Here is a 13,620-nt window from a genome sequence, read left to right on the forward strand (position 1 = left end):
CAATCGGGCCTCAAGTAGGGCGAAGCCCGTTAGGCCCGCCAACAACGGCCTCAAGCAGCGCGAACGCGCGGTAGGCCCACTTAAATGTCTTCAAACCGTCAGCCTTAACGTCGTCAAAGCGTTAAGCCAGACTGTTAGCTGTTGCAGCATCATCCGGCCACGGCCGGTATCGGGCTGTTCGGGAACGAAGACGATGATCAAGTCGGGCAAGCAGGCGAAGATCAAGGGCGGGCTGGCGGAATCGCCCAGCCACCTGATGCACCGGGCGCTGCAGTTGGCGCTGGACATCTACGCCGAGGAAGCCGGGCCGGACGGTCTGACCCAGCGCCAGTTCGCCGTACTGGAGGCCGTGGCCGCCCGCTCGGGCCTGACGCAGACCGATCTGGTCAAGGCCACGGGCATCGACCGCTCGACCCTCGCCGATCTGGTGGCGCGCATGACGACCAAGGGCCTGCTGGAGCGAGAACGCTCGACGCTGGACGCCCGCGCCAAGGCCGTGCGCCTGTCGCCCGAGGGCGAGGCCGCCCTGCTGGCCGCCCGCCCGCGCGTCGAGGCCGCCGACAAGCGGATCATGGGCCTGCTGCCCAAGTCCAAACGCGACAGCTTCCTGGACCTGTTGTGCAGCCTGTCCGACGCCGCCGACGCCGCCCCCGAACAGGCCCGCGCCGACATCAAGGCGGCGAAGAAAGCCGCCAAGGACGCCAAGAAGGCGGAAAAGGCCGCGCGCAAGGGCGACGGCAAGGCCGACGGACGCGGCAAGAAGAAGAAAAAGGGCGCGCCTGAAGCCGCTGCAGACCAACCGCAGACCGACGCCGCGGCCGAAACCGTCGTGGTCCCGCTCAAGGGCGCCGCGGAAGGCTAAGTCCTCCCCTTCCGCTAGGGCGGCGGTTGCAGCCAAAGCCCTGGGTCCCGGCCTCCGCCGGGATGAGCGGATATTGAGGCTGCCGCCTAAACGCGGATGTCGAGCAGGGAGCCGGGGCGTTGCAGGCGCGACGCCGGCGCCGCCTGTTCAACCTGAGCCGAAACCGCCGCAACCGGACGCGCCGTCTCTTCGACCGCCGCCGGCGCCGCCAGCCCCATGGCCTGGCGGAAGAAGGCCGACTGGGCCGTTCTCAGGGCATGGGCCGCACCGCCCGCCTGGGGCGGAAAGGCCGGCCGCTCGGACGAAATCGCGGACATGGGCCAAAAATGCCCGCCCTTCGTCTAGATATGGTTAACGTCCGATTCACCCTGTTTAGGGTGCTCGCCTCAGCGCGCGGGGGCGTTCAGGGCGTCCGTCAGCTTCTTCAGGTCGGCGTCCGTCAGGATCGGCCCTGAGGACTTGGCGACAATGGTCCCATAGGCGTCGACGGCGAAGCTCTCGGGCACGCCCGAGACGCCCAGGTCCAGCCCCGCCCGGCCCTCGCGGTCGACCAGCACCAGGCGATAGGGATCGCCCAGCTCTTCCAGGAAGGCGTCGGTGGCGACGGGGTCGTCCTTATAGGCCACGCCGACCACGGCGATCCCCTGTTCCTTCAACGTCATCAGGTGCGGATGCTCCAGACGGCACGGCGCGCACCAACTGGCGAACAGGTTGACGATCATCGGCTTGCCGACACCCGCCGTCTTCAGGTCCAACAGGTCGTCGCTGGCCTTGCCGTCCACCAGGATGGGCAGCAGCGTCGTCTCGGGGATCGGCTGGCCGACCAGGGCGTCCGGCTTATAGGTCGGGCCGGCGGCGGGATCGCCCGCCATCCGGTCCATCTGCGTCATCAGGAAGACGCCCAGCGCCGCCAGGACGGCGATGGGCAAAAGGGCCAGCCAGCGTTTCATTTGCGCGCGGCCTCCAGCCGGGCCAGCTCGCGCTTCCAGCGGCGAGCGGCGATCAGGGCGCGGGCCGACAGGGCGGCCAGCACCACGGCGCTGATCCCCCAGGCGGGCCAGACGAAGGCGCCGTAAGGGCTCATGTCCAGATCAAGCAAGCGACAACTCCATCAGGCTTCCAGCGCCGCGCGGGCGCGAAGGGTCAGAACGCGGCGACGCCGCACCTCGGTGCGGATCGACGTCAGCCAGATCGCCCCGAACAGCACGGCGTAGGCCGCCATCATGGTCAGCAGGGCGGGCAGGAAGACCGGGTCCACGCTGGTCCCGCCCGACCGCAGCAGCGACGCGGGCTGGTGCAGGGTGTTCCACCAGTCGACCGAAAACTTGACGATCGGCAGGTTGATCAGGCCGACCAGGCCCAGCACCGCCGCCGCCCGCGCGGCCTTGGCCTCATCGTCGATCGAGGCGCGCAGGGCCATGTAGCCGAGGTAGAAGAGAAACAGCACCAGCACGCTGGTCAGGCGTGCATCCCATACCCACCACGTCCCCCACATGGGCTGGCCCCACAGGGAACCGGTGACGAGGGCCAAAGCCGTGAAGGCCGCGCCCGGCACCGCCGCCGCCCGCGCCGCCGCATCGGCCAGCGGATGGCGGAACACCAGGGCGAAGAAGCTGGACACGCCCAGCGCCCCATAGGCCATCAGGCCCAGGCTGGCGGCCGGAACGTGGATGAACATGATGCGGACGGTGTCGCCCTGCTGATAGTCGCCCGGCGCGGTGAAGCTGAACCACGTCCCGAGCAGCAGCAGACCGAGCGCGCAGATCCACAACACCGGAACGAGGGGGCCGGTGAAGCGCATGAAGCGGTCGGGATTGGCGAGGCCGAACATGGGCCGCCGATTACGCGGCCCAGCGCCCCACGGCAAGCGGGCGGCGCCTCCGACCCTTTGTCGCGGCTCTTCTCTTTCTTTCCGTCATCCTCGGGCTTGTCCCGAGGATTCAGCGCGGGGCGTCCCTGTCGGTGAACCGCTTTCACGCCTGGGCTGGGCCAGCCCGTCGTTGCGCATCGCCGGACCATGGGCCCTCGGGACAAGCCCGAGGGTGACGATGTTGGAGCGCTGCGTCTCTTAGAGGCTCAGGCCGTGCTGGGCGGCCAGGCCCTTCAGTCCGACCATCGGGCGCGGCCCCCAGTGGGCGATGACTTCCGACGCGGCCAGCGAACCCAGCGCCCCGGCCTGCGCCAATGACAGGCCGCGCGACAGGCCCAGCAGCACGCCCGCCGCGTACTGATCGCCGGCGCCCGTGGTGTCGACGACCTTCTCGACCGGATAGGCGGCGACCTCGACCCGTTCGCCGCCGCGGAACAGCACCGAACCGGCGGCGCCGCGCGTCACGGCGGCCACCTCGACAATGCGGCCCAGGTGGGCGGCGGCGGCGTCGAAGTCCTCGGTCTCGAACAGGGCGTGCAGCTCGCCCTCATTGGCCAGAACGATGTCGGCCGAGCTCTCGATGAAGGCCAGCAGCTCGGCGCGCCAGCGGTGCACGACGAAGCTGTCCGACAGGGTGATGGCGACCTTGCGGCCCGCCGCATGGGCGGCGGCGGCGGCGGCCTCGAAGGCGGCGCGGGCCGGCGCCGGATCGAACAGATAGCCTTCCAGATAGACGATGGCGCTGTCGCCGATCACGCCCGCGTCGACGTCAGCCGTCGTCAGCTGGTTGGCGGCGCCCAGGAAGGTGCACATGGTGCGCTGGCCGTCCGGCGTGACGTTGATCAGGCAGCGGCCGGTGCCGAAGCCGTTCCCCGCGCCGTCTTCCAGCACAGGGGTGTCGAAGTGAACGCCGACGGCGCGGATGTCGTGGCTGAAGACCTCGCCCAGGGTGTCCTTGGCCACCTTGCCGATATAGGCGGCGCGCCCGCCGAACGAGCCGACGCCCGCCACCGTATTGCCCGCCGAACCGCCGGACGCCTCGACCCCGGCAGCCATGGCGTCATACAGGGTCGCGCTCTGCGTCTCGTCGACCAGCTGCATCGAGCCGGGGACTAGGCCCTTGGCTTCCAGGAAGGCCGGTTCGCACGGAGCCAGAACATCGACGATGGCGTTGCCCAGGGCGCAGACGTCGAAGCGGGCGTTTTGGGCGAAGGCGGGCAGGGATTGGGTCATGTCCGCCCCATAACGGGCGAGACGGCCGCGCGCCAGTGCGCCGGCCCCGCCGCCGTGCGAAAAGCGGCCCTTCACGCCGCTCTATCGGCGGCCTAAGTCCAGATCTCCCCTTGCAGACGGCCCCGCCGGGCCTTGCGGAGCCGCGCCCATGACCGACGTCGCCGTCCTGACCCCCGATCCGGCCGATCCCACCTATTCGACCCTGTGGCCGGGCGTGCTGGACCGGTTGGGCGAGGCGCTGGCGACGGCGGGGATCACGGCCCGGCCCACGCCCTGGACCGACCATGTCGAGAACGCCCGCGCCCTGATGGACTATCCGCTGGTCCTGCCGCTGCTGGTCTGGGGCTATCACCAGGATCACGACCGCTGGGTGCAGGCCTGCACGACCTGGGCCGAGGCGGGCGCGCGCCTGGCCAATCCGGCCGCGACCCTGCGCTGGAACGCCGACAAGCGCTATCTGGCCCGCCTGGCGGAAAAGGGCGTCGCCGCGCCTCAGACGATCTTCGCCGACCATGTCGACGCCGCCGTGGTCGAGGCCGCTTTCGCCGCCACGGGCGCCGAGACCCTGATCGTCAAGCCGACCGTCTCGGGCGGCGCCTGGCGCACCCTGCGCGTGGCGGCGGGCGACATGCTGGACACGGCCCTGGCGGACGCGCCCGTCGGCGGGACGATGATCCAGTCCTATCTCAAGGCCATCGAGACCGAGGGCGAAACCTCCCTGCTCTATTTCGGCGGCGAACTGAGCCACGTCGTGAACAAGCGCCCCGGCGCGGCGGGCGAGTTCCGCATCCAGACCCAGTACGGCGGGCGGTACCAGGCGCTGAAGGCCGCGCCCCAAGGCGCGCTCGATCTGGCCGAACGCACCCTGGCCGCCATCGACGAAGACCTGCTCTACGCCCGCATCGACATGACCAAGGACGACGACGGCGAATGGGTGCTGATGGAGGCCGAACTGATCGAGCCGGACTTCTACCTGGCCGCCGCGCCTGAAGCCGGCGCCCGTTTCGGTCAGGCGGTGCGGGCGCGTCTGGAGCGCTAAAACACAGTCGTCACCCTCGGGCTTGTCCCGAGGGCCCATGGCATGACTAAGCTGAGCGCCTACCGCACCTACGCTCATACGCAACAGCCCCACTTCAGCGTTCGGGTTACGAATGGGCCCTCGGGACAAGCCCGAGGGTGACGGCTTCTTAGATTATACCCCCATGAAGCTGGCGCGTGAGGGGCACAGGTCCGAGATCACGCACCCCGGACATTTCGGCCGCTGCGCCAGACAGGTGTAGCGGCCGTGCAGGATCAGCCAGTGGTGCGCCTTGGGCAGCCAGGCCTCGGGCACGATCTTATGCAGTTGCTGCTCCACCTTGTCCGGCGTCGCGGCATTGGCCAGGCCCAGCCGGTGCGAGACGCGGAAGACGTGAGTGTCCACCGCGATGGCCGGTTCGATTCCCAGTTCGTTCAGCACCACGCTGGCGGTCTTGCGTCCCACCCCCGGCAGGGCCTGCAGGTCGGCGCGGTTCAGCGGAACCTCGCCGCCATGCTTGTCGACCAGCATCCGCGCGGCGGCGATGACGTTCTTCGCCTTGGTGCGATAAAGGCCGATGGAGGCGATCAGGGGGATCAGCCCCTCTTCGCCCAGGGCCAGCATCTTCTGCGGCGTGTCGGCGACGGCGAACAAGGCCTTGGTCGCCTTGTTGACCCCCACGTCCGTCGCCTGGGCCGACAGGGCGACCGCCACCACCAGGGTGTAAGGATTGACGAAATCCAGCTCGGTCTTCGGATCAGGCATGACGCCTGACAAGCGAACGAAGACTTCCTCCACCCGATCCTCGTCCGGCGGCCAGCTGATAATCGCGCCGACAGGGGCCTTCTTCGGCTGACGCGAGCGCTTGCCTGGCGGCGGGGTCAGCCCGGCCTTCTGGACGGCCTTCTTCTGACGGGAGGCGGATTTCATCGGAGCCATGCCCCCGCTTCGCCTTCCCCGCGCCCGGCGTCAATGTCGCGCGCTCGCCGCGCTGCGACAAAAAATCGCAGTCGCGCCTTGTATTCTGGACCGCACCGTCCATTTTACGCGCGAAATCGAAGCGAGCTGTCTCCCCCATGGCCCTCCCCGCCCCGCTCAAGAAGCGCCTGCCCCTGATCGTCGCCGGCGTCGTCGGCCTGGGCCTCGTCGTCGGCGGCGTGGTCTGGTGGCAGGGCAAGCAGCGCTGGGAAGGCACCGACAACGCCTTCGTCCAGGCCGACACCGTGGCCGTCAGCCCGCGCATCGGCGGCGAGGTGGTCGAGGTTCTGGTCAAGGACAACCAGCGCGTCGAGGCTGGCCAGGTGCTGGTCCGGCTGGACGACGCCGACGCCCGCGCCGCCCTGACCCAGGCCCAGGCCAATCTGGCGGCCCTGACCGCCGCCGTCGCCAACGTCGACGCCCGAACCGAGCAGGAGCAGGCGACCATCGCCGCCCGCGCCGCCGCCGTGACCCAGGCTCAGGCCCAGGCGAACCTGGCCCGCGCCGAGGTCGACCGCTACGGCAAGCTGGCCGATCAGGGCTGGGTGTCGCAGCAGCGCATCGACACCCAGCGCGCCACCGCCGAGACCGCCCACGCCTCGGTCGCTCAGGCCCAGGCCGCCCTGACGGCCGAACAGCGCACCGCCGCCGTCCTCGGGTCGTCGCGCCAGCAGAGCGTGGCCGCCGTCGAACAGGCGCAAGCCCTTGTCGATCAGGCGCAGTTGACGCTGGACCGCACCGTCATTCGCGCCCCTGTGGCCGGCGTCGTCGGCGCGCGCGGCGTGCGCGTCGGCCAGGTGGTGCAGGCGGGCGGGCAGCTGATGTCCGTGGTGCCGCTGACGGATGCCTATGTCGTCGCCAACTTCAAGGAGACCCAGGTCGGGCGGATGCGTCTGGGCCAGGCGGTCGAGATCAAGGCCGACGCCTTCCCCGGCCGGTCGCTGCAAGGCCGCATCGACAGCTTCGCCCCGGCCACCGGCTCGGAGTTCGCCCTGATCCCGGTCGAGAACGCCACCGGCAACTTCACCAAGATCACCCAGCGCGTGCCCGTCCGCATCGTTGTCCAGCGCGACGCCTCGGGCCAGCCGATCGTCCTGCGGCCCGGCCTGTCGGTCGAGGTCAAGGTCGACCTGAAGAGCCAGGGCGGGCCTGCCTTCGCCGAAGCCCACATGGGCGAGACGGCGCTGGCCCAGGCCGCCAATCCGAGCTCCGCCCGGTGACGGACGCCGCCGCGTCTTCGGCTCCGGCGGCGCCCGCCGTCCCGCCCGAGATCAACTGGACCGTCCTGCTGCTCGGCTTCGCCGGCATGGTCATCGGCCAGTTCATGGCCATCCTCGACATCCAGATCGTCGCCGCCTCCCTGCCGCAGATTCAGGCCGGGGTCGGCGCCTCGGCCGATGAGATCAGCTGGATCCAGACCGCCTATCTGATCCCCGAGGTCGTGATGATCCCCCTGTCGGGATACCTGTCGCGCCTGTGGGGCACGCAGAAGGTGTTCCTGGCCTCCTGCGTCGGCTTCCTGGTGATGAGCGTGGCCGTGGGCCTGTCGTCGTCGATCGAGATGATGATCGTCTTCCGCGCGCTTCAGGGCTTTGTCGGCGGAGCCATGATCCCCACGGTCTTCGCCGTGGCCTTCACCGCCTTCCCGCCCGAGAAGCGGGTGACGGCCAGCGTCATCATGGGCCTGATCGTGACGCTGGCGCCGACGGTCGGCCCGACCCTGGGCGGGCACCTGACCGAATGGCTCAGCTGGCGCTGGCTGTTCTTCATCAACGTCTTTCCCGGCGCGATCGTCCTGTTCCTGGTCGGGCGCTACGCCCATTTCGACAAGGGCGACCCCAGCCTGTCCAAGGGGTTCGACTGGCTGGGCCTGATGCTGATGGCCGCCTTCCTGATGAGCCTGCAGTTCGTGCTGGAGGAAGGGGCCAAGGAGGACTGGTTCGCCGATGACCGGATCCTGCTGCTCAGCGTCGTCGCCGCCGTCTGCGGCCCGGCCTTCGTCTGGCGCTCGCTCAGCTACCGCAATCCGATCGTCGAGCTGCGCGCCTTCGGCAACCGCAACTTCGTGGTGGGGGTGATGATGACCTTCATCGTCGGCGCGGCCCTGTTCGGCGGCACCTTCCTATTGCCGCTGTTCCTTGGCCGGGTGCGCGACTATTCGGCGGCCGAGGTCGGCACGACCATGATCGTCTCGGGTCTCGCGATGTTCGCCACCGGCCCCATCGCCGGGCGGCTGGTGCGCAAGGTCGACGCCCGCATCCTGATGTTCCTCGGCTTCATGATGGCCGCCTGGGGGATGTGGGACGCCCGCATCGTGACGGATCAGTGGGGCTTCTGGGAGTTCGCCGGGGTCCAGGCCATGCGCGGGGCCGGGGTCATGATCGCCATGATCGCCTCGCAGCAGGTGACGATGGCCACCTTGCCGCCGCACATGGTCAAGAACGCCTCGGGCCTGGTGAACCTCAGCCGAAACGTCGGCGGCGCCTTCGGCCTGGCCATCCTCAACACCTCCCTGACCCAGAACACCGCCCTGCACATGGTCGAGCTGACCAGCGCCATCGACCAGACCCATCAGGGGGTGCGCGACATGATGGCGGGCATGGCCGTGCGCTTCGCCGGATCCATCGACCCTCAGGCCTCGGCGATGAAAGCCGTCTACGGGATGTTGCAGAAACAGGCGACGACCCTGGCCTTCGGCGACGCCTTCGCCCTATTAGCCATCGGCTGCGCCTGCGCCGGTTTCCTGACCCTGCTGTCCAAACCGGCCAAGCCCAATCCCTCCGCCGCTCCTTCGGACGCCCACTGATGCCCCGCGCCCTCGGTCAGATCGACGAACACAAGAGCCGCGCCATCCTGCGCGCCGCCGCCGAACTGTTCATGGAAAAGGGCGCCAAGGTCTCCATGGCCGAGGTCGCCCGACGCGCGGGCGTGTCCAAACAGACCCTCTACAACCGCTATCCGACCAAGACCGACATCGCCCGCGACCTGGCGGCCCAGCGCTCCGAAGAGACCCTCGCCCCCCTCGCCTCGGACATGGATATCGAGACCGCCCTGGCGACCCTGGCCGAGACCCTGATCCGCCGCGTCTGCATCGAGGGGCGGGGCGTCGCCCTGCGCGGCATGGCCCTGGCCTCGCCCGAGGCGCCCGAACTGGCGCGTGTCGTCTATGACGCCGGCCCCGGCCAGAACCTGCGCCGTCTGGCCGTCTGGCTGGAGGAGCAGGACCGTCTGGGCCGCCTGTCCGCGCCCGATCCCGTCGCCGCCGCTGAAATGTTCACCGGCATGGTGCTGGGCCACGGCCATCTGCGCTCGGTCCTGGGCCTGCCCCACCCCGAGATCGACGACATCCCCGCCCGCGCCCGCGAAGCCGCCCATCGCTTCGTGCGGGCCTTCGCGTCGGAATAGACGCCCGCGCCCAAGTTGGCCCTGAAGGCGGATCAGCGTAAAGCCGCCCTCAGTCCCCTCACCTCCCGCCCGCCGGAGTTCTTCCCATGCTGATCCACCTGTCGTCCTGGCCCGAGATCGACGAGCGCCTGAAGTCGGGCGCCCTTCTGTCCAAGACGGTGATCGTGCCGATCGGCTCGAACGAGCAGCATGGACCGACCGGCCTGCTGGGCACCGACTGGCTGTGCCCCGAGATCATCGCCCACGCCGCCGAAAAGGGCGACGACAGCCTGGTCGTCACCCCGACCTTCAACATCGGCATGGCCCAGCACCACCTGGCCTTCCCCGGCACCATCACCCTGCGCCCGTCGACCTTCATGGCGGCGATCGCCGACTGGGTGTCGTCGCTGACGCGCCACGGCTGCGAGCGCATCTATTTCCTGAACGGCCACGGCGGCAACGTCGCCACCATCGAGGCCGCCTTCGCCGAGATCTACGCCGACTGGTCCTTCACGCCCGAGCCCTGGGCCGAACGTCCGCCCTTCGTGCTGAAGCTGCGCAACTGGTGGGATCTGCCGGGCGTGCAGAAGCTGTGCGAGGACATCTTCCCGACCGGCCACGGCAGCCACGCCACGCCGTCCGAGATCGCCGTGACCCAGGCCGGCTATCCCGACCGGATCAAGACCGCCGCCTATGAGCCGAAGATCGCCCCCTTCGGTCCGATCCGCGACGCCAACGACTATCGCGCCCGCTTCCCCGACGGCCGCATCGGCTCGGACCCGGCGCAGGCGACCCCGGAAAAGGGCCAGCGCATCATCGACGCCGCCGTCCCGGCCCTGATCCGCGACCTGACCGACTTCGCGCAAGAAGTCTTGCCGGTCGCCTGAAACCAGCCCAGGGTCGTCGCATGAGCCCCATGCAGAAGACGGCCCGCAACGCCCTGCGCAACGCGCAAGCCGGTCAGGAACTGGCCCAGGCCTCGGCCGCCGTCATCACGCGGCGGTTCGAGATCATGGGCGAGGCTCTGGCCGACCCCCTGCGCGCCGACCACGCCGAACTCAGCCGCATGGGCGCAGAGAAGGTCGAGGCCATGACGGCCTCGGCGGGGGCCGCCTGCGCCGGCGCGCTGGACCTGGCCGAACGCGCCGGACGCCTGGCCGCGCGCGAGGGGGCCGAGGCCGCCGACTGCCTGGCCCGACTGGCCCGCGCCGATACGCCCTTCGCCTTCGCCGCCGCCCAGACCGACTGGGCCATGGGCGCTTGGAGCCGGGCGATGAACGACGGCTGGTCCTTCTACGGCGCGGCGCTGAAGGCGCAGGGGCGCACCCTGGCCCCCGTCCACGCCACGGCCACGGCCAATGCGCGACGCCTGAAACGCTAGTCTCGCGCGGGCGTGATGGAACGCCCGAGGCCTTCACCGGATTGCCTTTGCATCAATGCGAAGGAGACGGCGATGGCCGAGAAAGACCCGAAAGAGCCCTACCCCGGCATGATGGGCGACGGCACCGAGGAGCAGAACCTCAACCAGCCGGGCGACCCGTCCAAGCGGATCACCGAAGAAGAGGTCGACGAAGCCTTCACCAAGGATCCCAAGCTGGTGCCGAAGGAATAGGGCTCTAACGCCCCTTCCGCCCTCACGCCGTGCGGATGATTCCGTCCCTGGCCTCAACCGGCCAGGGCGTCAGCTTGCCGCCCGCGCAGGGCCCGGCGACGCAGGCGCCCGACAGGGGCTCGAACGCCGCCCCGTGCCAGCCGCACAGGATCAGCGACCCGTCCGGCGTCAGATAGCGATCCAGCTCCACTGCGATGGGAAAGCCCGCGTGGGGGCAGCGATCCACCCAGCCCGCGACCCGGCCGTCCTTCCTGACCACGAAGCCGTGGAAGAAGGCTTCGCCGATCTGCAGCACGAAACCGCGCGAGCCGGGATCGGCGATGTCCGCCTCCAGGCACAGGGCCACGTTCGGCGGCGTCTTCCAGACCCGCTTGCGCTCCTGCGTCTCGGCCGCCGGCCCCTCTTCAGTCACTATTCGCGCTCGGGCTTCAACGGACGGGTCAGCAGGCTCTCGATCGCCTGATCCACCGTCAGCTCGCCCGCCAGCACCGCCGCCGTCGCCTCGCAGATCGGCGTATCGACGCCCAACTTGCGCGTCAGTTCGCGCACGGCCGGCGCGCTCTCATAGCCCTCGGCCACCGAGCGCTTGCCTTCCAGCGCCTGCTCAACGCTCAAGCCCTGCCCCAGGGCCAGGCCCAGGCTCATGTTGCGCGATTGCGGGCTGGAGCAGGTCAGCACCAGATCGCCGACGCCGCACAGGCCCGCCACCGTCTCGGCCTTGCCGCCCAGGGCCGTGGCCACGCGGACGATCTCGGCGTAGCCGCGGGTGATGACGGCGGCGTGAGCGCTGCGGCCCAGCTCGCGGCCCTCGACGATGCCGCAGGCGATGGCCAGCACGTTCTTCAGCGCCCCGCCCGTCTCGGCCCCGATCAGGTCGTCGGCGTAATAGGGGCGGAAGACCGGCCCCGACAGGGCGCCCGCCAGAGCCTCGGCCATCGCCGCATCGGCGCAGGCCAGGGTCACGGCGCTGGGCAGGCCCCGCGCCACCTCGGCGGCGAAGCTCGGCCCCGACAGCACAGCAGCCGTCGCCGACGGAATCGTCTCGGCCAGCACATCGGTCATCAGCTTCAGCGAGCCGCGCTCAATGCCCTTTGAGCACAGGATGATCGGCAGGCCCGGACGCGCGTAGGGCGCAAAGGCCGTCAGCGTCGCCCGCATGTGCTGGGCGGGCGGCACGGCCAGGATCAGGTCGCAGTCGGCCAGGTCCGCCAGGTCCGAAGTGACGTTGATGGCCGAATCCAGCTCGATCCCCGGCAGGAAGGCGTCGTTCATCCGGCGCGCGCGGATGCTCTCGATCACCTCGGGCTCGCGCGCCTGCAGGACGACGGCCAGACCCGCCGCCGCCGCGCTCTGCGCCAGGGCCGTGCCCCAGGCGCCGCCGCCAATTACGCCTGCCGTATGGAATTCCATGTCTTCTCCGGTCCCCCGACCCCCGCCGAGAGCCAAGCCGCTTTAAGCCTTGGCGCCCTTGCGGCCCGTTTTCTTGTGCACAGGATCAACGCTCGCGCGCGTCTCGTCCAGAGGCCATCGCGGCCGGGCCGCGACATCGATGTCGGAGGTCAGCCCTTTTTCCAGCCGTTCGGCCCCCGCCAGGGCGATCATCGCCGCATTGTCGGTGCAATAGGCCATCGGCGGCGCCAGGAAGGCGAAGCCATGTTTCGTGGCCAGATCCTCCAGCGTCCGCCGGATCGTCTTGTTCGCCGCGACCCCGCCCGCCACCACGAACAGGCGATGTTCGTGTGCCTCGGCGTAATCCTTCATCGCCCGCTCAGTGCGTTCGGCCAATTGGCGCGCGATCGCCTTCTGAACCGCATCGGCCAGATCGGCCCTGTCCTGTTCCGTCTCGCAGGTCTGGGCCAGCCGCGAGGCCGCCGTCTTCAGCCCTGAGAAGGAGAAGTCGCAGTCCTTGCGCCCCAGCAGCGCCCGCGGCAGCTCAAACCGCGACCCGTCGCCTGACGCCGCCAGCTTCTCCAGCGCCGGACCGCCCGGATAACCCAGCCCCATGGCCTTGGCGATCTTGTCGAAGGCCTCGCCCGCCGCGTCGTCGATGGTCGTGCCCAACCGGCTCATATCGCCGATGCCGCGCACCTCCAGCAGCTGGCAATGCCCGCCCGACACCAGCAGCAGCAGGAAGGGATAGGACGTCTCCGCCCCCAGCCGCGCCGACACCGCATGGCCTTCCAGATGGTTGACCGCGATCAGCGGCAGCCCCCGCGCCAGCGCCGCCGCCTTGCCGTAGGACAGGCCCACCATGACCCCGCCGACCAACCCCGGCCCCGCTGTCGCCGCTACCCCGTCGAGCGCGCTCCAGTCCAGCCCGGCCTCGCTCATGGCCCGGCGCGTCACGCCGTCGATCATCTCCACATGGCTGCGGGCGGCGATTTCCGGCACCACCCCGCCATAGGCCGCATGGTCGTCGATCTGGCTGTGAATGACGCTGGACAGCACCTCGGCGCCCGCCGCCGACAGCCGCACCACCGAAGCGGCGGTCTCGTCGCAGCTGGTCTCCAGGCCCAGCACGGTCAAACCGTCCGACCGTCGTTCGGTTGCTCCGCCCGCCGCCCTGCTATAGTCCGCGTCCATCTTCATTGGGCGGAGTTAGCGACCCGCCCCCTCTTTCGCAACGGCGTCTCGACGTGACTGAACCCCTCCTCCGCATCGGC

17 protein-coding genes are annotated in these 13,620 nt (G+C 69.7%); 8 read left to right on the top strand and 9 right to left on the bottom strand.

Annotation, left to right across the window (positions count from 1 at the left end):
• The first annotated feature begins 193 nt into the window (after window positions 1-193).
• Window positions 194-862 carry a MarR family winged helix-turn-helix transcriptional regulator gene (locus AC3IPP_RS16050; RefSeq protein ID WP_087141922.1) on the top strand — a complete coding sequence of 223 codons (669 nt, stop codon included), beginning with the start codon at window positions 194-196 and terminating at the stop codon, window positions 860-862.
• Between the two features lie 86 nt (window positions 863-948).
• Here the strand turns inward: AC3IPP_RS16050 and AC3IPP_RS16055 are convergent, their stop codons facing one another.
• The 5 genes from AC3IPP_RS16055 to AC3IPP_RS16075 all read right to left on the bottom strand — a co-directional run bounded on the left by AC3IPP_RS16055 (window position 949) and on the right by AC3IPP_RS16075 (window position 3,965).
• The gene (locus AC3IPP_RS16055; protein ID WP_087141921.1) at window positions 949-1,179 is read right to left on the bottom strand and encodes a hypothetical protein; all 231 of its coding nucleotides are present in this window, start codon (window positions 1,177-1,179) and stop codon (window positions 949-951) included.
• A gap of 69 nt (window positions 1,180-1,248) precedes the next feature.
• Window positions 1,249-1,812: a DsbE family thiol:disulfide interchange protein gene (locus AC3IPP_RS16060; protein WP_489149671.1), complete on the bottom strand. Its 564-nt coding sequence runs from the start codon at window positions 1,810-1,812 to the stop codon at window positions 1,249-1,251.
• Complete coding sequence (ccmD, locus tag AC3IPP_RS16065; RefSeq protein ID WP_003166605.1) at window positions 1,809-1,961, bottom strand: heme exporter protein CcmD; 153 nt, start codon at window positions 1,959-1,961, stop codon at window positions 1,809-1,811. The genes AC3IPP_RS16060 and ccmD overlap by 4 nt, the downstream gene beginning before the upstream one ends.
• 12 nt (window positions 1,962-1,973) lie before the next feature.
• Window positions 1,974-2,693, bottom strand: coding sequence for a heme ABC transporter permease CcmC (gene ccmC / locus AC3IPP_RS16070; RefSeq protein ID WP_087141919.1), 720 nt, complete (start codon window positions 2,691-2,693; stop codon window positions 1,974-1,976).
• Between the two features lie 237 nt (window positions 2,694-2,930).
• Window positions 2,931-3,965 carry an adenosine kinase gene (locus tag AC3IPP_RS16075; RefSeq protein WP_489151073.1) on the bottom strand — a complete coding sequence of 345 codons (1,035 nt, stop codon included), beginning with the start codon at window positions 3,963-3,965 and terminating at the stop codon, window positions 2,931-2,933.
• Between the two features lie 148 nt (window positions 3,966-4,113).
• Between AC3IPP_RS16075 and AC3IPP_RS16080 the strand changes: the two genes are divergently transcribed.
• Window positions 4,114-5,004 carry an ATP-grasp domain-containing protein gene (locus AC3IPP_RS16080; RefSeq protein WP_489149672.1) on the top strand — a complete coding sequence of 297 codons (891 nt, stop codon included), beginning with the start codon at window positions 4,114-4,116 and terminating at the stop codon, window positions 5,002-5,004.
• A gap of 153 nt (window positions 5,005-5,157) precedes the next feature.
• On the opposite strand, the gene nth is transcribed toward AC3IPP_RS16080, so the two are convergent.
• Entirely contained in the window at window positions 5,158-5,913 is a 756-nt protein-coding gene (gene nth, locus AC3IPP_RS16085; protein ID WP_489149673.1) for an endonuclease III, read from the bottom strand.
• Window positions 5,914-6,059: 146 nt separating this feature from the next.
• On the opposite strand from nth, the gene AC3IPP_RS16090 reads away from it, so the two are divergent.
• The 6 genes from AC3IPP_RS16090 to AC3IPP_RS16115 all read left to right on the top strand — a co-directional run bounded on the left by AC3IPP_RS16090 (window position 6,060) and on the right by AC3IPP_RS16115 (window position 10,957).
• Entirely contained in the window at window positions 6,060-7,181 is a 1,122-nt protein-coding gene (locus AC3IPP_RS16090) for an HlyD family secretion protein (RefSeq protein ID WP_489149674.1), read from the top strand.
• A complete protein-coding gene (locus tag AC3IPP_RS16095; protein WP_489149675.1) occupies window positions 7,178-8,767 on the top strand; it encodes a DHA2 family efflux MFS transporter permease subunit in 1,590 nt (529 codons plus the stop codon). The genes AC3IPP_RS16090 and AC3IPP_RS16095 overlap by 4 nt, the downstream gene beginning before the upstream one ends.
• Complete coding sequence (locus tag AC3IPP_RS16100) at window positions 8,767-9,366, top strand: TetR/AcrR family transcriptional regulator (RefSeq protein WP_489149676.1); 600 nt, start codon at window positions 8,767-8,769, stop codon at window positions 9,364-9,366. Before AC3IPP_RS16095 ends, AC3IPP_RS16100 begins: the two co-directional genes overlap by 1 nt.
• An 86-nt stretch (window positions 9,367-9,452) precedes the next feature.
• Window positions 9,453-10,232: a creatininase family protein gene (locus tag AC3IPP_RS16105; protein WP_489149677.1), complete on the top strand. Its 780-nt coding sequence runs from the start codon at window positions 9,453-9,455 to the stop codon at window positions 10,230-10,232.
• Window positions 10,233-10,261: 29 nt separating this feature from the next.
• Window positions 10,262-10,726, top strand: coding sequence for a phasin family protein (locus tag AC3IPP_RS16110; RefSeq protein WP_087141913.1), 465 nt, complete (start codon window positions 10,262-10,264; stop codon window positions 10,724-10,726).
• 72 nt (window positions 10,727-10,798) lie between these two features.
• Entirely contained in the window at window positions 10,799-10,957 is a 159-nt protein-coding gene (locus AC3IPP_RS16115) for a hypothetical protein (protein WP_256968395.1), read from the top strand.
• Between the two features lie 22 nt (window positions 10,958-10,979).
• Here AC3IPP_RS16115 and AC3IPP_RS16120 read toward each other — a convergent pair whose 3' ends face one another.
• From AC3IPP_RS16120 to tsaD, 3 genes are read right to left on the bottom strand one after another with little or no spacing between them, the layout of a single operon-like run.
• Window positions 10,980-11,369 carry a Rieske (2Fe-2S) protein gene (locus AC3IPP_RS16120; RefSeq protein ID WP_489149678.1) on the bottom strand — a complete coding sequence of 130 codons (390 nt, stop codon included), beginning with the start codon at window positions 11,367-11,369 and terminating at the stop codon, window positions 10,980-10,982.
• Entirely contained in the window at window positions 11,369-12,367 is a 999-nt protein-coding gene (locus AC3IPP_RS16125; RefSeq protein ID WP_087141452.1) for an NAD(P)H-dependent glycerol-3-phosphate dehydrogenase, read from the bottom strand. Before AC3IPP_RS16125 ends, AC3IPP_RS16120 begins: the two co-directional genes overlap by 1 nt.
• A gap of 42 nt (window positions 12,368-12,409) precedes the next feature.
• Window positions 12,410-13,546 (bottom strand): tRNA (adenosine(37)-N6)-threonylcarbamoyltransferase complex transferase subunit TsaD, encoded by a 1,137-nt coding sequence (tsaD, locus tag AC3IPP_RS16130; protein WP_489149679.1) that lies wholly within the window; start codon window positions 13,544-13,546, stop codon window positions 12,410-12,412.
• Window positions 13,547-13,620: the final 74 nt, after the last annotated feature.

It is taken from the genome of Brevundimonas sp. KH_060 (genome assembly GCF_057838275.1).